The 23656-nt window shown below is 68.5% G+C and carries 20 protein-coding genes and 1 pseudogene; 11 read left to right on the top strand and 10 right to left on the bottom strand.

Translation table 11 applies throughout. The annotated features are described in order from the left end of the window. Window positions 1-2: 2 nt before the first annotated feature. Window positions 3-950 (bottom strand): carbohydrate ABC transporter permease, encoded by a 948-nt coding sequence (locus N1027_RS05080; protein ID WP_259505832.1) that lies wholly within the window; start codon window positions 948-950, stop codon window positions 3-5. Between the two features lie 81 nt (window positions 951-1031). After that, window positions 1032-2396: an ABC transporter substrate-binding protein gene (locus N1027_RS05075; protein WP_259505831.1), complete on the bottom strand. Its 1365-nt coding sequence runs from the start codon at window positions 2394-2396 to the stop codon at window positions 1032-1034. 217 nt (window positions 2397-2613) lie between these two features. On the opposite strand from N1027_RS05075, the gene N1027_RS05070 reads away from it, so the two are divergent. Beyond that, window positions 2614-3672, top strand: a complete 1059-nt coding sequence (locus N1027_RS05070) for a LacI family DNA-binding transcriptional regulator (RefSeq protein WP_259505830.1) — start codon at window positions 2614-2616, stop codon at window positions 3670-3672. Here N1027_RS05070 and rocD read toward each other — a convergent pair. Together rocD and ddaH are read right to left on the bottom strand one after the other, a co-directional pair. After that, window positions 3639-4826 carry an ornithine--oxo-acid transaminase gene (gene rocD / locus N1027_RS05065; RefSeq protein ID WP_259507910.1) on the bottom strand — a complete coding sequence of 396 codons (1188 nt, stop codon included), beginning with the start codon at window positions 4824-4826 and terminating at the stop codon, window positions 3639-3641. The genes N1027_RS05070 and rocD overlap by 34 nt on opposite strands. 140 nt (window positions 4827-4966) lie before the next feature. Further along, entirely contained in the window at window positions 4967-5839 is an 873-nt protein-coding gene (ddaH, locus tag N1027_RS05060; RefSeq protein WP_372499679.1) for a dimethylargininase, read from the bottom strand. A gap of 201 nt (window positions 5840-6040) precedes the next feature. Between ddaH and N1027_RS05055 the strand changes: the two genes are divergently transcribed. Together N1027_RS05055 and N1027_RS05050 are read left to right on the top strand one after the other, a co-directional pair. Continuing rightward, window positions 6041-6469 carry an Lrp/AsnC family transcriptional regulator gene (locus tag N1027_RS05055; protein ID WP_092550120.1) on the top strand — a complete coding sequence of 143 codons (429 nt, stop codon included), beginning with the start codon at window positions 6041-6043 and terminating at the stop codon, window positions 6467-6469. 4 nt (window positions 6470-6473) lie between these two features. Further along, entirely contained in the window at window positions 6474-6896 is a 423-nt protein-coding gene (locus N1027_RS05050; protein ID WP_443669350.1) for a GntR family transcriptional regulator, read from the top strand. 93 nt (window positions 6897-6989) lie between these two features. Here the strand turns inward: N1027_RS05050 and N1027_RS05045 are convergent, their stop codons facing one another. After that, window positions 6990-10496, bottom strand: coding sequence for a proline dehydrogenase family protein (locus tag N1027_RS05045; protein ID WP_259505827.1), 3507 nt, complete (start codon window positions 10494-10496; stop codon window positions 6990-6992). A gap of 52 nt (window positions 10497-10548) precedes the next feature. On the opposite strand from N1027_RS05045, the gene N1027_RS05040 reads away from it, so the two are divergent. Both N1027_RS05040 and N1027_RS05035 read left to right on the top strand, forming a co-directional pair. Then, window positions 10549-12123, top strand: coding sequence for a phytoene desaturase family protein (locus N1027_RS05040; RefSeq protein ID WP_259507904.1), 1575 nt, complete (start codon window positions 10549-10551; stop codon window positions 12121-12123). Window positions 12124-12184: 61 nt separating this feature from the next. After that, entirely contained in the window at window positions 12185-13024 is an 840-nt protein-coding gene (locus N1027_RS05035) for a siderophore-interacting protein (RefSeq protein ID WP_259505825.1), read from the top strand. A 36-nt stretch (window positions 13025-13060) separates the two neighbouring features. Here the strand turns inward: N1027_RS05035 and N1027_RS05030 are convergent, their stop codons facing one another. Next, window positions 13061-13609: an acyl-CoA thioesterase gene (locus N1027_RS05030; protein ID WP_259505824.1), complete on the bottom strand. Its 549-nt coding sequence runs from the start codon at window positions 13607-13609 to the stop codon at window positions 13061-13063. A gap of 112 nt (window positions 13610-13721) precedes the next feature. Here N1027_RS05030 and trhO point away from each other — a divergent pair. Then, window positions 13722-14648, top strand: a pseudogene (gene trhO, locus N1027_RS05025) (oxygen-dependent tRNA uridine(34) hydroxylase TrhO); the annotation flags it as partial. Between the two features lie 51 nt (window positions 14649-14699). Next, complete coding sequence (locus tag N1027_RS05020; protein ID WP_259507903.1) at window positions 14700-15512, top strand: isocitrate lyase/PEP mutase family protein; 813 nt, start codon at window positions 14700-14702, stop codon at window positions 15510-15512. Between the two features lie 24 nt (window positions 15513-15536). On the opposite strand, the gene N1027_RS05015 is transcribed toward N1027_RS05020, so the two are convergent. Next, a complete protein-coding gene (locus N1027_RS05015; RefSeq protein ID WP_259505823.1) occupies window positions 15537-17069 on the bottom strand; it encodes an LssY C-terminal domain-containing protein in 1533 nt (510 codons plus the stop codon). Between the two features lie 133 nt (window positions 17070-17202). Here N1027_RS05015 and N1027_RS05010 point away from each other — a divergent pair, with 133 nt between their 5' ends. The 3 genes from N1027_RS05010 to N1027_RS05000 are packed head-to-tail and all read left to right on the top strand — an operon-like array spanning window position 17203 to window position 19942. Continuing rightward, a complete protein-coding gene (locus tag N1027_RS05010; protein ID WP_259505822.1) occupies window positions 17203-18105 on the top strand; it encodes an ATP-binding cassette domain-containing protein in 903 nt (300 codons plus the stop codon). Continuing rightward, window positions 18102-18905 (top strand): ABC transporter permease, encoded by an 804-nt coding sequence (locus N1027_RS05005; protein ID WP_259505821.1) that lies wholly within the window; start codon window positions 18102-18104, stop codon window positions 18903-18905. The genes N1027_RS05010 and N1027_RS05005 overlap by 4 nt, the downstream gene beginning before the upstream one ends. A 41-nt stretch (window positions 18906-18946) precedes the next feature. Continuing rightward, window positions 18947-19942 (top strand): MDR family oxidoreductase, encoded by a 996-nt coding sequence (locus N1027_RS05000; protein ID WP_259505820.1) that lies wholly within the window; start codon window positions 18947-18949, stop codon window positions 19940-19942. Between the two features lie 42 nt (window positions 19943-19984). Here the strand turns inward: N1027_RS05000 and N1027_RS04995 are convergent, their stop codons facing one another. From N1027_RS04995 to hemB, 3 genes are all read right to left on the bottom strand, one after another. After that, complete coding sequence (locus N1027_RS04995; protein WP_259505819.1) at window positions 19985-20359, bottom strand: hypothetical protein; 375 nt, start codon at window positions 20357-20359, stop codon at window positions 19985-19987. Window positions 20360-20442: 83 nt separating this feature from the next. Next, window positions 20443-21894: a glutamate-1-semialdehyde 2,1-aminomutase gene (hemL, locus tag N1027_RS04990; RefSeq protein ID WP_259505817.1), complete on the bottom strand. Its 1452-nt coding sequence runs from the start codon at window positions 21892-21894 to the stop codon at window positions 20443-20445. After that, a complete protein-coding gene (gene hemB / locus N1027_RS04985; RefSeq protein ID WP_259505815.1) occupies window positions 21894-22889 on the bottom strand; it encodes a porphobilinogen synthase in 996 nt (331 codons plus the stop codon). The genes hemL and hemB overlap by 1 nt, the downstream gene beginning before the upstream one ends. Window positions 22890-22977: 88 nt before the next feature. On the opposite strand from hemB, the gene N1027_RS04980 reads away from it, so the two are divergent. Beyond that, complete coding sequence (locus N1027_RS04980; RefSeq protein WP_259505814.1) at window positions 22978-23610, top strand: alpha-ketoglutarate-dependent dioxygenase AlkB; 633 nt, start codon at window positions 22978-22980, stop codon at window positions 23608-23610. Window positions 23611-23656: the final 46 nt, after the last annotated feature.

Here is a 23656-nt window from a genome sequence, read left to right as displayed (position 1 = left end):
GGTCAGGACTCCTTCTGGCCGCGACGGGCGCGCAGGAGCACGCCACCGCCGATGGCGATCACGAGCAGGGCGACCGAGATGGCGGCGGCATAGCCGAAGTGCTTCTCCTGCACCATTGTCTGGTAGATGTAGGTGCCCAAGAATTCGGTGGCGTGGTTGGGCCCCGCCTTGGTCACGAGATAGGGCACGTCGAAGGTCTTGAGGGCGCCGATCACCCCGAGGGTGGCGAGCGCGATGGTGGTGCCGGCGCAGAGCGGCCAGATGATCGAACGGAGTGTGCGTAGATTGCTCGCGCCGTCGACGCGCGCCGCCTCGAGCACCTGCGGATCGATCTGGCTCATCGCCGCGTAGAAGAGGATGAAGGTCAAACCGGTCCACTGCCAGATCGTGACGGCCATCACCACGGGCATCGCGGTCGCGCCATCCGCGAGCCACGGTCGGGCCAGGTCGCCGAGCCCGACGTGCTCGAGCACCCAGTTGAACTGGCCGTTCGCGTCGAAGATGGAGCGGAACACCGGGGCCATGGTCGCCGGGGCGAGCACGGTCGGCACGAAGATGATGACCTTGTAGATGGGTGCCAGGCGGATCTTCGAATGGAGGAGGGCGGCGAAGGTGAAGCCGATGGCGGTCTGGATCGTGAAGGTCACGATGAAGAACACCACCGTGTGCCAGATCGCCGTCCAGAAGACCGGGTCCTGCACCATCTGCGTGTAGTTGTCCCAGCCGACGAACTCCGACGGGCTCAGAACGAAGCCGTTCCATTCGAGGGTCGAGACGTAGCCGGTGAATCCGATCGAGAAGTAGATCATCCCGATGACGAGGGCGAGGGCGGGGAGGATCCAGAGCATCCCGATGCCCAGTCCTCGCCGAGGACGACGGCGGCGGCGCGGTGGCTCGCCGGTCGTCGTGGGTCTCGCCGACAGCGAGACCTCTGCCGTAGCAGTGTTCATGAGAGCTCCATTGATCTGGCGCGATTCGGGGAGGGCACGGCGGGGAGGGCGGGGTACGCCCGCCCCGCCGTGCGGGAAGGCCTAGCCGGCGTCGACGACCGCCTGCAGGTTCTTCAGCGCCTCGTCAGGGGTGACGTCGCCGGTGGCGACCCCGATGAGGGCATCGCGGAACGCGGTGTTGAGGTCGGCGCTCACGCTCGCGAAGCGCGGCTGGGTCGACGCGCTCGCGATCTCGGTGAGTTCCTTGAGCGAGTCGAGCTGTGCGTCGGCGTTCACCAGATCGATCTGATCCCACTGCGGCTGGATGCCCTTCAGCGACGGGATGTTGTTCAGCGTGTTCGCGACGGCCTGCTGGCCCGCGTCCGACGTGGCCAGCCAGGTCGCGAACGTCGTCGCGGCCGCCTGCTGGTCGGACTTCGCGCTGACCGCGAGACCGTAGTCGGCATCGCCGAACATGTTGCCCACGTTGCCGGTGTTCGCAACATCGGGGAACTGGATCGGGATCATCGTGAACGGCTCCGGGTTGCTCACACCGGCGGCCTCCATCGCGGCGATCATGATGTCTTTCACCGTGTACTGGGTGTACCAGGTGCCCATCATGACCATCGCGTACCGGCCCGACATGAACTCGTTGTTCGCATCCGGGTACTGCTGCAGGCCGACGGCGCCTTCCTGCATGATCCCGTCGTCGAAGAGCTGCTTCCAGATCTCCATGCCCTCGAGGAACACGGGATCGGTGAAGCTCATCTTGCCCTCGGTCGCCTTGACGTAGGCGCCCGGCTCGACGTTCTCCATGATGGCCTCGAAGGTGTCCATGTCGAAGGCCCATTGGCCGGCGCCCTGCACGAAGCAGCCTTGGCCGGCGGCGGTGAGCGCGTCGCACACCGACTTCCACTCGTCCAGGTTCGTCGGAGGGGTCAGGCCGTTCTTGTCGAAGATGTCCTTGTTGATCCAGACGCTGCCGGAGTAGACGGCACCGGCGGAGAGACCGACGACCTTGTCGCCGACCATGAGTCCGTCGACGCCGGAGGTGGCGAGCTTCGTCTGCCAGTCGGCGCCGAGAGCGCCTTCCACCGCGGGAGCGAGATCGATGGCGCCGGCCTGGAAGGTGTCGACACCACCGTTGGCGGAACCGGGGGCGACGTTGAAGACGTCGGGGCCTTCGCTCGAGGTGATCGCCGGGCCGAGCACGGAGTCGTAGGTGTCGATGGGCTTCGAGACGAATTCGACCTTGATGTCGGGGTATTCCTCGTTGAACGCGGCGATGAGCTTGTCGGCGTTCGTCTTGTCGGGCGTCCAGCCCCACCAGGTGATGTCGCCCTTGGATGCGGAACTCGCGTCGGCTGGAGCCGCGCCTCCGCCTGAGCAGGCGGCGAGCGCCATGAGGGTGGCACCGGCGAGCAGAACTCCACCGGCACGGCGCCATCGGGACCACTGTGTTGACATTGATTTCCTCCTAGTAGGACCCCGCGTCTCTGCGGGGATCTACGAGCTGCGGGAGAGCCGCGCTCGTGTGCTGCTGGTGCACCAGGAATCAACTTGCGTTGCAAGCATCTTCGCTCTTGTTACGCAACTTGCGTTGCATGTTGCGCGCTTGTTATACTAGGTTCCGTCGAGTGCAGGTGTCAACAGTGCAGATGCCGACGGGATTTCGAGGGATGAGATGGCTGGGGCAGCGAAGCGAGCGGCGGAGCGCACGACGACGCTCGCCGAGATCGCTGCGGCCGCGGGAGTGTCGGTTCCCACCGTCTCGCGGGTACTCAACGGCAAGCGCGGAATCTCGGAGAGCAAGCGCACCGCGATCGAGAAGCTCCTCGACGAGCGCGGCTACGAGCGGCGCAAATCGCGGCGTGAGATGGCGCTGATCGATTTCGTCATCTCCAGTCTCGACACCCAATGGGCCACCGAACTGCTCCGCGGCGCGCAAGCCGAAGCAGCACGTGAGGGTGCCGACCTCGTGATCACGGTCACCGACGGGCATCCAGCCGGAACACCCGACTGGATCGAGCGTCTGACCGCCCGCGGCACCGATGGCGTGGTGCTGGTGGTGTCCGAGCTCGCCGATGGCGCGCGCGACGAACTGTCGCGACTGCAGGTTCCGGTGGTGCTCATCGACCCGGTCGGTACCGACACGGAGTCCTACGTCACCGTGGCCGCCACCGACTGGGCGGGCGGACGAGACGCGACCGAACACCTCCTGGGCCTTGGCCACACCCGCATCGGCTTCATCACCGGTCCATTGGTGCTGGAGTGCCACCAAGATCGGCTCGACGGCTACTTCTCGGCGCTGGGCCGCGCGCGGGTGGCGACCGACAGCACGCTGGTCCGCGAGGGCAACTCACTCACGCCGGGTGGGCAGAAATTCGGCGGCGAATTGCTCGACCTGCCGGATCGCCCGACGGCGATCATCAGCGGCTCCGACGAGCAGGCCTACGGCGTCTACCTCGCCGCTCGGGAACGCGGCATCCGCATTCCCGAAGACCTCTCCATCGTGGGCTTCGACGATGTCGACCTGTGCCAGTGGGTGACACCTCAGCTCACGACGGTGCGGCAACCGCTCGCCGGAATGGCCGCCGAGGCGACACGCCTGCTCCTCACCCTGTCGCGGGGGGATGCCATCGCGAACCCGCGCGTGCAACTCGCCTCAGAACTGGTCGTGCGCGACTCGACGTCCGCGCCGGGGGCGGCTCAGCGCAACGCGCGCAGCACCTCGGCGAGCTGATCGACGGCCCAGTCGAGATCTTCGGGCTCGACCACGATCGGCGGAGCGAGGCGGATGGTCGATCCGTGCGTGTCCTTGGCCAGCACGCCCCTTTCCATCAGCAGTTCGCAGACCTCTCGGCCCGTCGCCAGAGCGGGATCGACGTCGATGCCGGCCCAGAGTCCGGCGCCGCGCACCGTGATCACGCCGTGCCCGATCAGTTCGCGCAAGCGCGACTGCAGAAGGGCGCCGAGGCGGGCCGCGCGTTCCTGGTAGTAGCCGGTCGCGAGCATCCGCACCACCTCGAGGCCGACGGCGGCGGCGAGAGGATTGCCTCCGAAGGTCGAGCCGTGTTCGCCCGGCCGCAGAACCCCGAGCACGTCGCGGTTCGCGACGACCGCCGACACCGGCACGATGCCCCCGCCGAGCGCTTTGCCGAGCAGGTAGACATCCGGAACCACACCCACCAGATCGCAGGCGAAGGTGGCGCCGGTGCGCCCGAGGCCTGACTGGATCTCGTCGGCGATGAAGAGCACGTTCTGGGCGGTGCAGATCTCACGCACGCGTGGCAAGTAGTCGGCGGGAGGCACGATGATGCCGGCCTCGCCCTGGATCGGTTCGAGCAGCACCGCGACCGTGTTCGGGTTCTCGGAGACGGCGTGGGCCAGAGCATCCGCATCACCGTAGGGAACGCGCACGAAGCCGGGCGTGTACGGCCCGAAGTCGTCGCGGGCCACCGGGTCGTCGGAGAAGCTGATGATCGTGGTGGTGCGGCCGTGGAAGTTGCCGTCGGCCACGATGATCGTGGCGCGGTCGTGCTCGACGCCCTTCACGCGGTAGCCCCAGGCGCGGGCGAGCTTGATGCCGGATTCGACGGCCTCCGCCCCCGTGTTCATCGGCAGCACCATGTCTTTGCCCGCGAGAGCGGCGAGCTCCTCGACGAACGGACCGAGACGATCGGAGTGGAAGGCGCGGCTGGTGAGGGTGATGCGGTCGAGCTGCGCCTTGGCCGCGTCGACGAGTTGCGGATGCGAGTGCCCGAAGTTCACCGCCGAGTAGGCGGCGAGGCAGTCGAGGTAGCGCCGGCCGTCGACCGCGGTGATCCAGGCGCCTTCGCCTGTGGCGGCGACGACGGGCAGCGGATGATAGTTGTGGGCCGCGTGCTCGTCTTCCATCTCCAAGGCGCGGGTCGCGGCGGCGGAGTCGGGTGGGCTTTCCGCCCGTAAACGCCCACCACGCCAAGAAAGCCCACCCGACTCCGCCGCCGCTGCATCATGGGTGGGTGCCTCGCCCGCTGCCGAGTTGTTGAGGGAACTCATGAGCGGAGCTCCAGCGTGCAGCACTTCACTCCGCCGCCGCCGAGCAGGAGCTCGGAGAGGTCGACGCCGATGGGGTTGTAGCCGCGGTCGCGGAGCTGCTGCTCGAAGCCCTTCGCGCGGACCGCGATGACCACGTTGTAGCCGTCGGAGATCGAGTTGAGGCCGAGCACCGAACCGTCTTGCTCGCTGACGATGATCGCATCCGGATAGAGGCGCTCCAGCGTGGCGCGGCTGTCGGCGTCGAACGCGCTCGGCAGGTAGGCGATGTTCGCGCCGGCGTCGTCGGTGAGCGGATCGAGCACCGAGATCGCGGTGTCGAGGTGGTAGAAGTTCGGGTTCACCAGCGTCAGGCTGACGACCTCGCGGTCGAACAACTCGCCGATCTCGTGGTGGCTGTCGGTGGCACTCCGGAAGCCGGTGCCGGCCAGGATGCGCGGCCCCACGAGCAGGAAGTCGCCCTCGCCCTCGTTGACGTTCTGCGGGTCGACGACGTCGTAGCCGTTCTCCCGGAACCAGTCCATGAACGCGGGCCCTTCGGGCTGCCGCTGGGGGTGCGTGAATTTCGCGCCGTACGCGACGTTGCCGATCACGAAGCCGCCGTTGGCGGTGTAGACCATGTCGGGCAGGCCGACGATCTGGTCGATCAGCTGCACCTCGTGCCCCAGCTCGCGATAGGTGTCGTAGAGGGTCTGCCACTGGCGCACCGCGAGTGAGGTATCGGTGGGAACGGCGGGGTCCATCCACGGGTTGATGCGGTATGCCACGGTGAAGTGCTCGGGGCGACACATCAGATAGTGGCGCGGGGTCGCCGTGCGGGGCAGACGCGCGCTCTGCTCGGCGGTGGGGGAATTGAGGGTCGGCGTCGACATACGGTCTCCTTGAACAAGCGAACTGCTCGTGACGAGCGGATTGTTCGAAGTCGGATGGCGGACCAGCGCGCTGTCCTGGGGCCCCGACCGGGGCACGCCTTATTCAGTCTTGCACGCGCATTCCGCGATTTCACGCTGCTCTGCACGCGAAAATTGCGGAGATTCGGTTTTGGCGCAAGTTCCTGGCGTAGCATCGGCGGCATGGACGCTTTGGACCACCGCATCATCGACCTTCTCAAGATCAATTCGAGAAGCGGATACGGTGACATCGGCCAAGTGATCGGGCTGTCGGCTTCGGCGGTGAAACGCCGGATCGATCGCCTCGTGGCCGACGACATCATCACCGGGTTCACGATCCAGCTGAACCCCGCACTCGACGGCACGGTCACCGAGGCCTACGTCGAGCTCTTCTGCCGGGGCACGGTGGCGCCGGCCGAACTGAAGCGCATTCTCTCGGGGGTGCCTGAGGTGGTCGATGCCGGCACCGTGACGGGCAGCGCCGACGCGATCGTGCACATCCGGTCGCGCGACATCCCGAGTCTCGAGGATGCGCTCGAGCGGGTGCGCATCGCGCCGAACGTCGACCACACGCGGAGTGCGATCGTGCTCTCGAACCTGATCCGGCGGTAGCGGCGTGAGCCCGGGCAGAAGCGCTGGCGGCGGTGGGCTCGGCATCGAGCTGCGCATCGATCCCGCGTCGGGCGTGCCCCCGTTCGAGCAGCTTCGGATGCGCATCCGGGATGCCGTCGCATCGGGAGAGCTCGCAGCCGGGGTGCGGCTGCCGACCGTGCGTGCCCTTGCCGCCGAACTCGGGCTGGCGGTCAACACCGTAGCCCGCTCCTACCGTGAACTCGAGACGGATGCGCTGATCGAGACCCGCGGACGCCTCGGCTCCTTCGTGGCCGCCACCGGCTCCCCCGCGCACCGCGAATTGCAGGCGGCCGCGCGCGCTTTCGCCGATCGCGCCGAGTCGCTCGGCGTCGACCCGACAGAGGCCCTCGACCTCGCCCGCGCCGCTCTCGGCCTCGGCACGGGCGTCGGCGCCACTCCCGAGTAGCCCTCGGCGTCCGTCACTCCTCGCGATTCGCCAATATCCGCCCCATGTCGCCGTAAAGACGGCGGATATCGGCGAGTCGCGGGGAGGGTGGGGCTACTCGAACAGGTCGTCGGTGAGCACGCTCGGGTTGCCGAAGCGGTGGTTCGTGACGCTGATCGCCTGCTCTTGGAGGAACGGCAGCAATTCGATCCGGCCTGCCCGCGTGACCTCGTCGGCGTAGACCGCGAGGTCGGGGCTGCCGCCGAGTGCGAAGGCGAGCGCTCGTGCGTCGCCGCCGATCAGACGGATGCGCGGCACCTGGCCCACGTACTCCGGCGCCCGGGCCAGCCACGCCGCGTCGTTCTCGATCACGACCCGAACGCCGCGCTCCTTGAGCAGCGCGCGAAGGGGCCGCGGCAACTTGGCGGCAGAGCTCACGACGACGGTCGACCGCGCCAGGGTGGCTGCCGCGAGAACGCGCACGAGCTGGTGCAGCGGCTCACCTTCCGACAGGCGGATGACGACGGGCACCGGAACGTAGCGCAGCACGTTCCGTTCGACGCCGAGCGCCGACTCGTCGCTCGCAGCGAAGACGCTCTCCCACGCCGCCTGGTCGCTCTTCGCACCCCGCCGGGCGACGTCGAAGTCTCCCCATTCGAGGCCTGCGGTCGCCGTGTCGAGGAGTTGGGCGACGCGCGCATCCAGCCCGGCAAGACTCAGGCCTTCGCTCGGGGCGCCGGGTTCGTTGCGCCAGCTCCCGAGGTGCACGAGGTAGTTGGGCCCACCCGCCTTGGCGCCGGCACCGACCGACGACTTCTTCCAGCCGCCGAACGGCTGCCGCCGCACGATCGCGCCGGTGATGCCGCGGTTGATGTAGGCGTTGCCGGCTTCGACGTCGGCGAGCCATTGCTCGATCTCGGCCGCGTCGAGGGAGTGGATGCCTGCTGTGAGCCCGTAGGGCACGGCGTTCTGCAACTCGATCGCCTTCTCGAGCGTCGGAGCGTTCATGATGCCGAGCACCGGTCCGAAGTACTCGGTGAGGTGGAACGGGGTTCCGGGCAGGACACCCTCGCGCACGCCCGGTGACCAGAGCCGACCCGTCTCGTCGAGCTGGCGGGGCTCGACGAGCCACCGCTCGCCGACGCCGAGAGTTGTGAGGGCTTCGGTGAGTTTGCCCGATGCCGGTTCGATCAGCGGCCCCATCTGCACCGTCGGATCGCTCGGGTATCCGACGTGGAGCGACCGCACCGCGTCGACCAGCTGCCGGGAGAACCGCTTCGAGTGCGCCACCGACCCCACCAGGATGACGAGGCTCGCGGCCGAGCACTTCTGCCCGGCGTGCCCGAAGGCGCTTTTCACGATGTCGGCGACCGCGAGATCGAGATCGGCGCTGGGGGTGACGACGATCGCGTTCTTGCCGCTCGTCTCCGCGAGCAGCGGAAGATCAGGCCGCCAGGACCGGAAGAGTGCCGCGGTGTCGTAGGCGCCGGTGAGGATCAGACGGTCGACCCGCGGATCGGACATCAGCCGGCGCCCCAACTCACCCTCGTCGACGTCGACGAGCCGGAGCACGTCGCGCGGAATACCCGCCTCCCAGAGCGCCTCGACCATGACCGCCGCCGAGCGCTTGGCTTGCGGTGCGGGTTTGATGATCACCGCGCTGCCGGCCGCGAGCGCCGCAAGCACCGAGCCGGCCGGGATGGCGACCGGGAAGTTCCAGGGCGGCGCCACGACGGTCAGCGCCGACGGCACGAAGACCGCCCCGTCGACCGCGTCGAGCTCGAGGGCGGTGGTGGCGTAGTAGTGCGCGAAATCGACCGCCTCGCTGACCTCCGGGTCGGCTTGATCGATCGTTTTTCCGGTCTCCGACGCCATCACTTCGATCAACCGGTCACGGTTGCCTTCGAGCGCGTACCCGGCCCGACGGATCGAACCCGCTCGCTCTGCGGCGCTCAGGGCGCCCCAGGCAGCACCGGCCGAGACCGTGTCGGCGATCAGGGTCTCGAGGGCGATCGCATCCGTCACCAGCGCTGCGGAGGTGGTCTCCACGCCGAGGGTCGAACTCTCGACCCGAGCCAGGATGCGAGCACCCCAGACCCGGTTCGCCAGCAGAGACGGATCGGTGTCGGGCGCGTTTCGGAACAATCCCCCGGCTGGTTCGAGCTCGCCGTGCAGACGGTCTTGCGTGCGGTTCGGCAGCGGAACCTCGGACCGATCGGCTTCGAGAGCCACGAGGGAGGCGAGGAAACGGTCGCGCTCTTTCGCGAAAGCCGTGGGGTCGGACGCCAGATCGAACACCGACGACATGAAGTTGGCGTCGCTGGAGTTCTCTTCGAGCCGCCGCACGAGGTAGCCGATCGCCACATCGAACTCGGCCGGGGCGACCACGGGCGTGTACAGGAGCAGATTGCCGACCGTCTTTCGCACCGCATCCGCCTGCGCCGTCGCCATGCCGAGAAGCATCTCGACATCGACCGCGTCGGCGACACCCCGCTGATTCGCCAGAAGCCAGGCCCAGGCGATGTCGAAGAGGTTGTGACCGGCGACCCCGATCCGCACGGCGTCGACGTTCTCGGGTCGCAGCGCCCAATCGAGCACCCGCTTGTAGTTGGTGTCGGTGTCTTGCTTCGTGCCGTACGTCGCAAGCGGCCAGCCGTGCAGCGCGGAGTCGACGTGCTCCATGGCGAGGTTGGCGCCCTTGACGACCCGCACCTTGATCGGCGCCCCGCCGCGCGCGCGACGCTCGGCGGCCCAGGCGTGGAGCCGTTGCAGGGCGGACAGAGCGTCGGGCAGGTAGGCCTGCAGCACGATGCCGGCCTCGAAGTCGAGGAACTCCGGCTGGTCGAGCACGCGCTGGAACACCGCGATCGTGAGATCGAGATCGCGGTACTCCTCCATGTCGAGGTTCACGAATTTGCGCCTGGGAGCCGCGGTGCCCCCAGCCACGGTCTCCGGCCCGAGCAGCCCCTTACGCGCGGCGATGCGGTAGAGCGGAATGAGGCTCTCGGCCACGCGCTCGACGGTCTGATCGAAGGCCCACATCGAGAGCTCGCTCGCCACCGACGACACCTTCACCGAGACGTAGTCGACATCAGGCCTCTGCAGGAGCGCCTTGGTGCCTTCCAGCCGATTGGCGGCCTCGCGGTCTCCGAGCACCGCCTCGCCGAGGAGGTTGATGTTCAGGCGCACGCTCTCGCTGCGCAGCGACTCGACGGCCGGCCCGAATTTCGCCGGCCGGGCGTCGACGATGAGGTGCCCGACCATGCGACGCAGCACGCGACGCGCGATCGGCACCACCGCACCCGGTACCACCTCGCCGAGCACGCCGCCGGCCGCGATCGCTGACCGCAGGTACCACGGCAGGAACTGCGGAACGCGTTTGGCCAGCTTCTGCAGGTTCTTCCCCGCGACGAAGAGGTCTTCGGGGCGCGCCACGCCGTCGACGAACCCGACGGTGAAGGCCAGTCCGTTCGGGTCTTTCAGCACGCCCGCAAGGCGCGCAGCCGAGGGGTCGACGGGAGAACCCTTGCTCTCGTCGAGCCAGCGCCGCGCCAACTCGACCGACTCGTGAGCCAGGTCGAGGGAAGCGGGCTGGGACTCTGTGTCGTTCTGCTCAGCCATGTCTTCGAGGATAGGACGTGGAACCGCAGGTTACGCTCAAGGCGTGCAAGCTGTGGATGAGTTCGACGTAGTCATCATCGGTGGAGGACACAACGGCCTCGTAGCCGCCTGCTACCTTGCGCGCGCCGGTCGACGGGTCTTGGTGCTCGAGCGACTGGACGAGCTCGGAGGGGCAGCAGTCTCCTCATATGCCTTCGACGGCATAGATGCGAAGCTCTCGCGCTACTCCTATCTCGTGAGCCTTTTCCCGCGCTCGGTGATCGACGAACTCGGCCTCGACATCCGGTTGCGCCGTCGTCGTTATTCGTCTTACACGCCGTTACCGGGCACCGATCGAGGGCTCCTCATCGACACCGAAGACGCCGGGGCGACTCGTGCCTCCTTCGCCGCTGTCGGCGCGTCCGACGACGCCGACGCGTTTCTGCAGTTCTCCGCCGACCTCGGCCGGCTTGCTGCGGCGCTCTGGCCGACGGTCACCGAGCCCCTCCTCACCCGCAGCGAAGCAAGGCGGATGCTCGGCGACGACGCACTCTGGGAGGCCGTGGTCGAGCGGCCCATCGGCGAGCTCATCGAGCAGCGATTCTCGAGCGACGTCGTGCGCGGGGTCGTGGCGACGGATGCGCTGATCGGCACCTTCGCATCCGTTCACGACCCCGGGCTGGCGCAGAACATCTGCTTCCTCTATCACGTGGTCGGGGGCGGCACCGGCGACTGGGACGTGCCGGTGGGCGGCATGGGCGCCGTCACCGGCGAGCTCGTGCACGCTGCTCGCGAGGCCGGCGTGGAGTTCCGCACGGGCGCCGAAGTCGTGTCGGTGACCCCCGACGGCGTGGTGGAATACCGGATGCGCGGGGCCGCGTCGGCCGAGCGCGACGGCTTGCACCGCGTGACCGGCACACGACTGCTGGCGAACGTCGCTCCCGCGGTGCTCGAACGGCTGCTCGGTAAGACGACGGCCGGCGGCTCGGCACCTGCCCCCGAAGGCGCCCAGGTCAAGGTCAACCTTCTGCTCTCCCGCCTTCCGCGCTTGCGTGACCCCGATGTCGCGCCGGAGGCGGCCTTCGGTGGCACCTTCCACATCAACGAATTGCTCAGTCAGCTCGAAGACGGCGTGCGTTCCGCAGAGAAGGGCGCCGTGCCGAATCCGCTGCCCGCTGAGATCTACTGCCATTCTCTGACCGATCCGAGCATCCTGTCGCCCGAGCTGCAGGAGCAGGGCGCGCAGACCCTCACCGTCTTCGGCCTGCACACCCCGCACCGCCTCGGCGCCGACGCCGACACGCTGCAGCAGGCCGTGCTTGACTCCTTGAACAGCGTGCTCGCCGAGCCGATCGAGTCGCTGCTGCTGACGGATGAGCACGGCCGGCCCTGCATCGAGACGAAGACGACGGCCGACCTCGAACAGACCCTGGGCATGCCGGGCGGCAACATCTTCCACGGCCCGCTGAGCTGGCCCTTCGTCGACGATGAAGCGCCACTCGCGACAGCCGCCGAGCGCTGGGGGGTGGCCACCGCGCATCCGCGCATCCTGCTCTGCGGATCGGGTTCGCAGCGAGGAGGCGCCGTCTCGGGACTCGGCGGCCACAGCGCCGCGATGGCCTTGCTCGAAGACGACCTCGACCGCTGACCGTACCCACCGGACCGGCGCCCCGCCCACCCGTCCCCCGCCCGCATCGATCGGAGTACCCGTGTCCTTCACCCGCGAAGTCGTCCGTCATCCGATGGCCGTGCGCCACCTCGTCGTCGACCGGGTCACCCCACTCACCCCGACTCTCACGCGCGTCACCCTCGTCGGCGAGGAGCTCGCCGGATTCGCGAGCGACGGCCCGACCGACCACGTGAAGGTGTTCTTCGCCGACCCCGCCACGGGCATCCTGACTATTCCCGAGCTGACACCCGATGGCATCCGCCGCCCCGAATCGGGCACGATCGTGTCGCGTGACTACACGCCCCGCGCCTTCCGCGCGGCGACGGCAGACTCCCCCGACGAACTCGACATCGACTTCGTGCTGCACGGCGCACATGGCACCGACGGACCCGCGTCGGCCTGGGCCGCGAGCGCCGCGCCGGGCGACCCGCTGGTGATCGCCGGCCCCCGCGGGTCGCGACTCGCACCGACCGGAATCGCCCGCGCGCTCCTCCTGGCCGACGAGACCGCGCTGCCTGCCCTGTCACGCTGGCTCGAACTGCTCGCGCCCGAGGTCGAGATCATGGCACTGCTCGATGTCGCGGATGTCTCGGTTCCGGCCTATCTGAGCAACGAGCTGCGACTCCGCGCCGATATCGTCTGGCTCTACCGCGAATACGCCCCCGATCAGCTGCTCGCCGCGCTCCGCGGCCTCGGCCCGATCGACGACGACACCTTCGTGTTCGGCGCGGGTGAGGCATCGACGCTCATTCCCGTGCGCCGCTACCTGCGTCAGGAACTGGGCCTCCCTGCCGAGCAGGTCGCACTCAGCGGCTATTGGAAGCGCGGCGTTGCGAGCCTCGACCACCACGCCCCGCTCGATCCGTCCGATCCCGACTGAGCTGCGGCATCCGTCGGCCGACTCGACCGGCGTGTCTCAGGCCCACACGCTCGGCGCCGGCGCCTTGCTCGGCGGCAGTTGTGCGTCGACGCCCCAGGTGTGCAGCCATTCCGGCATCCGCCCGTCCTGCGGCGCCGGCCCCGCGAGGTCGCGCAGTTCGTCGACGGTCACGACGCCGCCCGACCGCTTCAGGAACCGGGCCCGGAGGTAGGCGCGCGCGTAGATCTCGCCCTTCACCACGAAGCGCTGCTCCACGAAGAGGGCCTTGTCGTCGTAGCCCAGCACGCGCGTCTCGACCTCGAATCGCTGCCACAGCTCGAGCGAGCGCCGGAAACTGATCGTCTCCGCCACGACCACCGGATACCAGCCCCGGGCAGTCAGCTTCGCCCACATGCCGGTGCGCTGCATCAGATCGAGTCGCCCGAGATCGAGGATCGAAAGATATACCCCGTTGTTCATATGTCGCAGAACGTCGAGATCGGTTGGGAGCACCCGGAACGGGGTCGACCCGACATCCCAGACGCCGAGGGGCGAACGGGAACGTGAGCGGAGCGTTTGCAGCAGGGTTCTGAAGAAGAAGTGCACGCACCCGATCGTAGAGATGCGCACATCGAAGCGGAACCTCGCCTGTGAATCCCTACAACGACGGATGCGCGTGGCCGGGCTGGCACGCATCCACGCCGACTAAAATCGCCGGGTGCCCATTCCGAAGATCATCCTCTACTACGTCTTCGCGCCCGTGACCGACCCCGAAGCCGTGCGACTGTGGCAGCGCGACCTGTGCGAATCCCTCGGCTTGCGTGGGCGCATCCTGATCTCGGCCGACGGCATCAACGGCACGCTCGGCGGCGAACTCGACGCGGTGAAGCGCTACGTTCGCAAGACGCGCGAGTTCGGGCCCTTCGCCGATCTCGACGTGAAGTGGAGCGAGGGCACCGCACTCGAGGCGTCGACGGCGTCGAAGCACACGCCCTATCGCGCGAGCACCGACTTCCCGCGGCTGAGCGTCAAGGTGCGCGGCGAGATCGTGAGCTTCGGCGCACCCGGAGAGCTGCAGGTCGACGCTCACGGCGTGATCGGCGGCGGGGTCAAGCTTCAACCCGCAGAGCTGCACGAGCTTGTGGAGTCGCGCGGCGACGAGGTTGTGTTCTTCGACGGTCGAAACGCGTTCGAGGCCGAGATCGGGCGGTTCCGCGGGGCGGTGGTTCCGGATGTCGCGACCACCCGCGACTTCGTCGCCGAACTCGACAGCGGCAAGTACGACCACCTGAAGTCCTCCCCGATCGTCACCTACTGCACGGGCGGCATCCGCTGCGAGGTGCTCTCGTCGCTGATGAGCGCGCGCGGATTCTCGGAGGTGTACCAGCTCGACGGCGGCATCGTGCGCTACGGCGAGACGTTCGGCGACCAAGGCCTCTGGAACGGGTCGCTCTACGTGTTCGACGGCCGCGGCTCAGTCTCGTTCAGCCCGGATGCGGCGGTGATCGGGTCGTGCGTGTCGTGCTCCGCCTCCACCTCCCGCATGCAGAACTGCGCCGACCCGGCCTGCCGCTCGCAGTTGGTCGTCTGCGACTCGTGCGCCGACCTCTCCTCCACAATCCTCTGCGCGTCGCACGCTGCCGCCCAGTTCATCCACAGGGGTTCGGGCGTCGCCGGCTCGTCGTATGCTCGGCCCATGACCAGCCACGACAGCCAGCAGACCCACACCACCCACGAACTCATCCACGACCGGGCCGATGCACTGCTCGCCCTGCACAAGGCGCCGGAGATCCTCACCGTGGTGAATGTGTGGGATGTCGCGAGCGCCTCCGTTCTGGCCGACCTGCCCGAGACGAAGGCGTTGGCCACGGCGAGCCACGGCATAGCGGCGGCCTACGGCTACGAAGACGGAGAGCACATCCCGCTCGAGCTGATGATCGAGGCCGTCGGTCGCATCGCGTTGTCGACGTCGCTGCCCGTGAGCGCCGACCTCGAGGGTGGTTACGGCGACGCCGGCGAGACCGTGCGGCGCGCGATCGGTGTCGGGGTTGTGGGCGCGAACATCGAAGACCAGATGCGGCCGCACATCGAATCGGTCGAGAACGTTGCCGAGGTGATGAAGGCTGCGGAAGCCGAAGGCGTGCGGTTCGTGCTCAACGCGCGAACGGATGCGCTGATCCGGCGTGGAGACCGGCCGCTCGATGAGGCGATCGACGACGCCATCGAGCGGGGGCGGGCCTACCTCGATGCAGGAGCGGCCTGCGTCTTCGTGCCCGGCCTGATCGACAAGGCAACCGCCGAACGCCTCGTCGAGGGCATCGGGGTGCGGAAGGTCAGTGTGATCGGCGGGCCCGGATCGTTGGCGCCCGGCGAGTACCAGCGCCTCGGCATCGCCCGCATCTCCTACGGTCCGTGGCCGCAGCGGGTGGCGCTCACGGCGCTGCAGGAGGCAGCCCTTGCCCTCTACGCGGGCGGCTTCCTGCCCGAGGGCACCCAGACCCTCAGCTGATCCGCCGACCAGTCGCGCACCGAGTTACGCCGGGAGGGCGGGCGCTGCACGGCGGGCCTCCCGGCGCTCGCGCCGCGCCTCACGCCGCTCGACGGCGCGGCGGTGCGAGAAACGGCGCGCTTCGGTTCCCGAGAGCGCCAGCAGCACGAGCACATCGAACGACAGCCCCACGAGGTTCGTCTGCAGGGTGATCTCGGGCCCGCCGTTCGCGAAGTCGAGCGCGGTGACGACGACCGCTGCCGCACTGATGCTCATGCCGGTGAACCGGGCCCAGTTGTGCCCGTGATAGATGAGGAAGGCGAGCACCGAGTAGAGCGCGCTGATCAACAACGCCACCGTCACGAACAGCGCGACGACGAGTGAGCCGAGGAAACGCGCATCCGCCGGTGTGAGCGCTCCGGTGATGGTGCGGAAATCGAGTTCGCCGTCGCCGACGGAGAAGGCCACGACCGCGGCCGCGCCGAGAGCGGAGAGCACCCGGAACACCATGAGCAGCACGCCGAGGTAGATGGCCGCAGGTCGGCCGAGGCCGGCGATCGGCGACTCCGTGAATACCGCAGAGGGCGTGGGCGCGACGGTTTGCTCGACATGCGCGGCGCGGTCGTCACCCGCATCCCAGGTGCTGACACGGCGGAGGTCGACCACCGGAAGATCGCCGTCGGTGACGATCGCATCCCCGCCGCCGTTGACGTGGTGGTACCCCGTCGAGAAGTTGCGGATCAGCTTCACCTTCGCCCGATCGTTCCCCTCAACGAGGGTCGACACGATGTGGTCGCGTTCCTTGTCGGTCTCCTTGTCGATGCGGTGCGTGACCTGGAGGGTGAAGAAGGAGATGCCGATGCTGCGGTCGTAGGTTCCCGCGGCCAGCCAGTCGGCCTGGTGACCACCCGGCAGCAGCCACCCTCGTGGGCAACGCCAGAACCGCACGTGATGCCGCTTCGACGGGTTGCCGGAGACCTCCTGCTGGTAGGTGAAGTTCTGCACGTTGCCGAAGAGGTACAGCCGCGAAACGGGGGCTCCCGGGTAGCTCCTCCGCAGCAGCGTGCCGCGAACCGTGCGGAGCGCCGAGGTGAGCCCCATGTCGTCGGCACGATGCCATCCCGCCCGCATCATCGCCTCGTGGATCTGGTCCTCCGACCCGCGCAGCGCGATGTTGATGGGGTCGCCCAGCAAGCCCTCGCGGGTCTTCGCCCGGCCGATGAAGTAGTCGGGTACGTAGAAGAGGGTGAGGATGCTGTGCACCCGCGGCAGGAGGAGGTAGGCGACCACGAGCCAGAAGACGAGCAGGAACCAGAGCTGCTGCCACCCCCTCGCGAACGACTCGGTGGCCACCAGGAAGGCCAGCCAGGCGGCCGAGGCCGTACCGAACAGGAAGAACGCGCTGTCGACCACGAGTCCGACCGATCCGCGGAAGGTACGCCGCCGGATGTGCTCGACCAGACTCGCCTCTTCGAGCTCGTCGATCGACAATTCCGAGGTCTCCCGTGCGTTGAACTCGGCAGCACTCGGCAGGATCTCCGGGGATTCGGCAGGGCCGCCGGTGGCGTGTTCTGCCATCCAGACCGTCCTTTCCTCAGACGGATTCTCTCAGCATTGGCTGAATACTGTGACAACCGTCGACCGCCACCCTAGGCTTGATTCGCGGGCACGTCCGCACTTTCTCTTCCCGGACACCGACAGGACAACATCGATGCCCACCGGCGTACCCATCGAATTCGCCCGCTTGACGAAGTCGTTCGGGAACGTCGACGCCGTTTCTGACCTCTCGCTCACAGTCGAACCAGGGCAAGTCACCGGCTTCCTCGGCCCGAATGGCGCCGGAAAGACCACGACCCTGCGCATGCTGCTCGGCCTCGTGCAGCCGTCGTCCGGCACCGCAACCTTCGGGGGCACGCCGTATGCGCGCCTGCCATCCCCCCTCGCCACGGTGGGCGCGTCGCTCGAGGCCGCCAGCTTCCACCCGGGCCGCTCCGCCCACAACCACCTCGCGGTCTACGCCCAGGCGGCAGGCCTCCCGAAGACGGCCCCGGATGCGGCACTCGAGAAGGTCGGACTCGCCGACTACGGCTCGCGGCGGGTCGGCGGCTACTCGCTCGGCATGCGCCAGCGCCTGGGCCTCGCCTTCGCGCTCCTCGGCGACCCGGGCGTTCTCGTGCTCGACGAGCCGATCAACGGACTCGACCCCGAGGGCATCAAGTGGATTCGTCTCCTCCTCCGCGCGATGGCGGCGGAGGGGCGCACTGTGCTGATCAGTTCGCATCTCTTGAGCGAGGTGCAGCAGACGGTCGACGACGTCATCATCATCTCCCACGGAAAGCTGGTGCACCGTGGCGAACTCTCGAGCCTCGACGTCTCCGACTCCAAGCAGGTGCAGGTGAACGCCGATGACCGTGAGCGGCTCGCGGAAGTCATCCGCGCCGCCGGCTACACCGTCTCGAGTCTGCGCTCGGGCGTGCTGGTCGACAGCGCCGAGGCGGCCGAGATCGGGCGGCTCGCGTTCGAGGCGGGCATCGCGGTCACCGCGCTCTCGCAGAAACGCACCGGCCTCGAGGAATCGTTCCTCACTCTCGTGGGCGAGGAGGGTTCGCTGTGAGATTCCTCGCCACCGTGCACTCCGAGTTCACGAAGCTCCTGAGCACCCGCCTGTGGTGGGTGCTGGCGCTGATCATGGTCGGTTACGTCGCGCTCTGCGCCGGCGGTCTGGCTGCCATCTTCGGAGGCGTCGGCACGACGGGCCGCGGACCGGTCATCCCCGAGGCCCAGCTGCCGCCGCTCATCTACAGCTTCGCCACGTCGGTCGGTTATGTCTTCCCGGTGCTGCTCGGTGCACTCGCCGTGACGACCGAGTTCCGGTTCCAGTCACTCACCCCCACCTTCCTCGCGATGCCCCGTCGCACCGTCGTTCTCGGTGGCAAATTCGTGACCCTCCTGCTCGCGGGAGCCGCGTTCGGGGTGATCGCACTGATCGCATCGATCGGTGCCGGCGCATCCGTTCTCGCCGCCTTCGGCATCGACACGCAGCTGGGAGACCCGGACACCTGGGCCTTCATCGGCCGTTCGGTGCTCGCGATGGCGCTCTGGGCCGCGATCGGGGTGGGCCTCGGCGCCCTCGTGCCGAGTCAGGTCGCGGCGATCGTGATCGTGCTCGCCTTCACCCAGTTCGTCGAGCCGCTCTTGCGCGTCGGAGCGAGCATCACCGATTGGTCGGCGCAGGTCGGGCAGTTCCTGCCGGGCTCGGCGAGCGATGCCTTGGTGGGTGCGAGCATCTACACCTCGATCTCACCGAGCACGGTCGCCCTCGACTGGTGGCAGGGTGGGCTCGTGCTCGCGGCCATCGCCCTGATCGCGACCATCATCGGCTACTTCACCAGCTGGCGACGCGACGTCTCCTGACGCCGGCCGGCAGAAACACAGACCGCAACCCGGAGGTGACCATGGCCAAGGCGATCGTCGTGACCGACAAGGGAGCGCAGGGGCGCCTGCTCGACATCGATGACGAGGAGTTCTTCGAGAACACCGGCGGCGAGCATCCGGTCGACCTCGACGTGCTCTACTCGAGTCTCAACTTCAAAGACGGACTCGCCCTGCTCGGCCGGCCGGGCGTGGTGCGCGAGTGGCCGCTCGTGCCGGGCATCGACATCGTGGGCCGGGTGACGGCGTCCGCGTCGGACCGCTTCGAACCGGGCGACCTGGTCGTGCTGAACGGCGACGGCATCGGCGAGCACCGGCACGGCGGGTTCGCCACGAGAGCGCGCGTGCGACCGGATGCTCTGGTGCCGCTCCCGAATGGCATCTCGCCGGCGCAGGCGGCCGCCATCGGCACCGCGGGTTTCACGGCGATGATCGCGGCGCTGGCGCTGCAAGACAACGGCGTGCTGCCAGGAGCGGGCGAGGTCGTGGTCACCGGTGCCGCCGGCGGGGTCGGATCGGTGGCGATCGCACTGCTCGCCGGTCGCGGCTACTCGGTGGTCGCCTCGACCGGGCGCGCTGAGGAGCAGGGCGACTACCTGAAGAGTCTCGGCGCGGCACGCCTGATCGACCGCAGCGTGCTCGCCGAGCCGGGGCGGCCGCTGCAGAGCCAGACCTGGGCCGGCGCGATCGACTCGGTCGGCAGTCACACCCTCGCCAACCTCTTGGCTCAGACGAACTATGGCGGAACCGTCGTTGCCTGCGGGCTCGCGCAGGGCGGCGACCTGCCCACCAGCGTCATGCCGTTCATCCTGCGGTCGGTCACGTTGACCGGCGCGAACTCGGTCGAAGCGCCTCTGGCCCTCCGCGAGCGCGCTTGGACCGATCTCGCCGCCGAACTCGACCTCGACGCCCTCGCCACGATGACGACCACCATCGGTCTCGACCAGGTGCTCGACGCCGCCGACCGCATCCTCGCCGGCGAGGTGCGCGGCCGAACGGTCGTCGACCTCAGTCTCTGACCCCGGCACTCCATCGCGCCTCGCCAAGGAGGGATCGTCGGGTCAGTCGATGATCTCGGTGCCCTCGAGGGGAGGAAGGCGCAGCGCCCGCAGCAACTCGATCGAGTGGGCGGTGGTGACGATGATGCGCGAGAACTCCTGTTCCTCGAGGTCGATGACCACCGAGGTGCGAGTGCCCTTCACGAGCAGGAAGTCTTTGCCGTCATGGAACTTCCACGTGCCCACCGCCAGAGTGAGCGGGATGGCCGCGCCTGGCGCCCGGATGCCGCGCACCCACACCCACGGGTCGTCGGTCAGCGCGGCCGAACGGATGTTCTCGAGCGGCACCACGATGTCGGTGCGGCGGAACGACAGCAGCTTCTCAGCGCGCGTCAATCGGATCTCGAGGCGATCGGTGTGGACGAAGAGAACGGCCATGCTTCTAGTCTGCCGTGGCTACCCTGTGGAACGGCACCATTTCTGACTCAGGGATATATAACGATTCGGGAATTTATGCGAACTCAGGCACCGGGGCGGGCTGCGGCAGCCGCCGCGGCCGCCCGGGGCAGGGCATCCAGGATGCGCGCTATCGCGGTGTCGTCGTGCGCCGCCGAGACGAACCAGGCCTCGTAGACCGAGGGTGGGAGCGAGACCCCCCCGTCGAGCATCGCGTGGAAGAAGGGACCGTAGCGGAACCCTTCCTGGGCCTGCACCTCGGCGTAGTTGCGCGGCGCGTGCGACGACCCGAAGGTGAAGCTGAAGAGGTTGCCGGCGCGCTGCACGCTGTGCCGCACTCCCGCCTCGTCGAGGGCTGTCGACACGGCGGTGGAGACGGTGGCGGCTGCGGCGTCGAGGGCGGCGTAGACCGCGGCGTCGGCGAGCCGCAGGGTGGCGAGCCCGGCGGCGACGGCGACCGGGTTGCCCGACAGGGTGCCCGCTTGATAGACCGGGCCGAGCGGCGCCAGTGCGTCCATCACGTCGGCTCGTCCGCCGAGTGCGGCGAGCGGCATCCCCCCGCCGACGACCTTGCCGAAGGTGACCAGGTCGGGCAGGTAGGCCGGCACATCGACCGGTCCCGGCGCATCCAGGTGCAATTCGGCGACGGGACTGCCGGAGTTCTCGAGCCCCCACCAGCCCGCCGCGCCCACGCGGAAGCCCGTGAGCACCTCGTCGACGATGAGCAGAGATCCGTGGGCGTGGGCGATGTCGGCGAGGGCGGCGTTGTAGCCGGGAGCCGGCGGCACCACACCCATGTTCGCCGGCGCTGCCTCGACGATGATGGCTGCGATGTCGTGACCGCGTTCGGCGAAGACCTTGCGCACGGCATCGAGGTCGTTGTAGGGAAGCACGATGGTGAGGGCCGCGGTGGCCGCCGGAACGCCGGCGGAGGCGGGCAGCGCAAGCGTCGCGAGGCCGGAGCCGGCCTCGGCGAGCAGCGAATCCGAGTGGCCGTGATAGTGGCCGGCGAACTTGATCAGCAGGTCGCGGCCGGTGAATCCGCGGGCGAGCCGGATGGCGGTCATGGTCGCCTCGGTGCCGGTGGAGACCAGGCGCACCTTCTCGATCGGATGCACGCCGCCGGCTACGACGCGGGCGTGCACGAGCTCGGCGAGGTCGGTCTCGGCCGGGGTGGTGGCGCCGAAGGAGAGACCGCGGGAGGCGGCATCCTGAACCGCAGCGACGACCTCCGGATGCGCGTGCCCCAGAATCGCCGGACCCCACGAGCTCACGAGGTCGACGTACTCGGTGCCCTCGGAGTCGGTGACGTAGGGTCCGCGGGCCGAGACGAGAAAACGCGGTGTGCCGCCGACCGAGCGGAAAGCGCGCACCGGCGAGTTGACGCCACCGGGGATGGAGCGCTGGGCTCGCGCGAACTGCTCGGCGTTGCCGGCGTGGCTCGCGACCGCGGTGGTCGCCTCGGTCTCGTCGCGCTCGGGCGACAGCGCCGCCCCGATGCCGCTCTCGGCGCTCATCACAGTCCTTTCAGTGAGCGGGCGACCTCGACCGCCCAGTAGGTCAGCACCGCTTCGGCTCCGGCCCGACGGATGCTCGTGAGCGTCTCGAGGATGGCGCGCTCCCGCTCGATCCAGCCGTTCGCCGCTGCCGCCTCGATCATCGCGTACTCGCCCGACACCTGGTAGGCCCAGACCGGAACCGGAACGGATGCCGACACGTCGGCGACCAGGTCGAGGTAGCTCATCGCGGGCTTCACCATCACGACGTCAGCGCCCTCCGCCACGTCGAGGAGTGCTTCGCGCACACCCTCGCGACGGTTCGCCGGATCGAGCTGGTAGGTCTTGCGGTCGCCGCGCAGCGTCGATCCGACGGCCTCGCGGAACGGACCATAGAAGGCCGAGGCGTACTTCGCGGCGTAAGCGAGCACGGCCACCTGATCGAAGCCCTCGGCGTCGAGCGCGCCGCGCACGGCGGCGACCTGGCCGTCCATCATGCCGGAGAGACCGAGCATCTGCGAGCCGGCCCTGGCCTGCTCGAGAGCCATGTCGCGGTAGCGCTCGAGCGACGCGTCGTTGTCGACCGAACCGTCGGGCGCGAGCACACCGCAATGACCATGGTCGGTGAACTCGTCGAGGCACAGGTCGGTCTGCACCACCAGCGCGTCACCGGCTTCGGCCACGGCGACCCGTGTCGCGGCGTTGAGCACGCCGTCGGGATCGGTCGCTCCGCTGCCGCGGGCGTCTTTGGCCGAGTCGGCCGGCACACCGAAAAGCATGACGCCCCCGAGCCCGGCCTCGGCGGCCTCGGTCACGGCGGCGCCCAGGCTGTCGAAGGTGTGCTGCACCACACCGGGCATCGCCTGAAGCGGCACGGGCTCCACGATGTCGTCGCGCACGAAGAGCGGGAGCACGAGCTGCGCCGGGTCGATCCGGGTTTCGGCGACCAGTCGGCGCATCGCCGGAGTCGCTCGCAGCCGGCGCGGTCGCACCTCGGGGAAGGAGCCTGAGTTCATGGGTTCCAGCTTAGATCGCCGTGGATGGGCGTCGGCCGGATGAAACATTAACTAGAACATACGTTCGAATGTCGGTAGCCTTGCCGACATGAACCTCGACTTCCAGACCTCACTCTTCGACGACATCGATGCCGATCCTGAACTCGACGAACTCTTCGGCACGGTCGAGCGCACGCACCTCGCCGACGGCGCATGGGTCGACCTGCGGCCGGGCTGGATCCGCAACTCCGACGCCCTGTTCGAGCGACTCGCCGTCGACGTGCCCTGGCATGCCGACCAACGAGAGATGTACGACAAGGTGGTCGCTGTGCCGCGTCTGGTCTCTCACTTCGGTGAGGGCTCGCTCTACCCCGATCCCGTGCTCAACCGGGCTCAGCGCGCCCTCAACGACTACTACGGGCGCCCACCCGGTCAGGTCTTCGCCACCGCCGGTCTGTGCTTCTACCGCACCGGAGAAGACAGCGTGGCCTGGCACGGCGACCGAGTGGGTCGCACGATCGATCGCGACACCATGGTGGCGATCGTCTCGGTCGGCGCAGCCCGAACCCTCTCGCTCCGGCCGAAAGGGGGCGGTGCGACGCTCCGTTTCCCGGTCGGGCACGGTGATCTCGTGGTGATGGGCGGCAGCTGCCAGCGCACTCACGAGCACGCCATCCTGAAGACGAAGCAAGCCGTCGGTCCGCGCATCAGCGTGCAGTTCCGGCCGGTGTGGCCCCGGTGAAGAGCCACCCCACCTCCCCCGCGCTGCTCGCGCGGGCAGAGCGGAT

The sequence above is a fragment of the Herbiconiux aconitum genome (genome assembly GCF_024979235.1).
Lineage (GTDB): Bacteria > Actinomycetota > Actinomycetes > Actinomycetales > Microbacteriaceae > Herbiconiux > Herbiconiux aconitum.
Note: the sequence above shows the minus strand (reverse complement) of the source record. Positions and strands in the feature narration are given on the sequence as shown.

Bases quoted from the DNA above. Each gene is read 5' to 3' on its own strand.
- N1027_RS05015 (WP_259505823.1), bottom strand. From the start codon at position 17,069: ATGGCAGAACACGCCACCGGCGGCCCTGCCGAATCCCCGGAGATCCTG.
- N1027_RS05045 (WP_259505827.1), bottom strand. From the start codon at position 10,496: ATGGCTGAGCAGAACGACACAGAGTCCCAGCCCGCTTCCCTCGACCTG.
- rocD (WP_259507910.1), bottom strand. From the start codon at position 4,826: ATGGAAGACGAGCACGCGGCCCACAACTATCATCCGCTGCCCGTCGTC.
- N1027_RS05010 (WP_259505822.1), top strand. From the start codon at position 17,203: ATGCCCACCGGCGTACCCATCGAATTCGCCCGCTTGACGAAGTCGTTC.
- N1027_RS05000 (WP_259505820.1), top strand. From the start codon at position 18,947: ATGGCCAAGGCGATCGTCGTGACCGACAAGGGAGCGCAGGGGCGCCTG.
- N1027_RS04995 (WP_259505819.1), bottom strand. From the start codon at position 20,359: ATGGCCGTTCTCTTCGTCCACACCGATCGCCTCGAGATCCGATTGACG.
- N1027_RS05055 (WP_092550120.1), top strand. From the start codon at position 6,041: ATGGACGCTTTGGACCACCGCATCATCGACCTTCTCAAGATCAATTCG.
- ddaH (WP_372499679.1), bottom strand. From the start codon at position 5,839: ATGTCGACGCCGACCCTCAATTCCCCCACCGCCGAGCAGAGCGCGCGT.
- hemL (WP_259505817.1), bottom strand. From the start codon at position 21,894: ATGAGCGCCGAGAGCGGCATCGGGGCGGCGCTGTCGCCCGAGCGCGAC.
- hemB (WP_259505815.1), bottom strand. From the start codon at position 22,889: ATGAACTCAGGCTCCTTCCCCGAGGTGCGACCGCGCCGGCTGCGAGCG.
- N1027_RS05080 (WP_259505832.1), bottom strand. From the start codon at position 950: ATGAACACTGCTACGGCAGAGGTCTCGCTGTCGGCGAGACCCACGACG.
- N1027_RS05075 (WP_259505831.1), bottom strand. From the start codon at position 2,396: ATGTCAACACAGTGGTCCCGATGGCGCCGTGCCGGTGGAGTTCTGCTC.
- N1027_RS04980 (WP_259505814.1), top strand. From the start codon at position 22,978: ATGAACCTCGACTTCCAGACCTCACTCTTCGACGACATCGATGCCGAT.
- N1027_RS05070 (WP_259505830.1), top strand. From the start codon at position 2,614: ATGGCTGGGGCAGCGAAGCGAGCGGCGGAGCGCACGACGACGCTCGCC.
- N1027_RS05020 (WP_259507903.1), top strand. From the start codon at position 14,700: ATGACCAGCCACGACAGCCAGCAGACCCACACCACCCACGAACTCATC.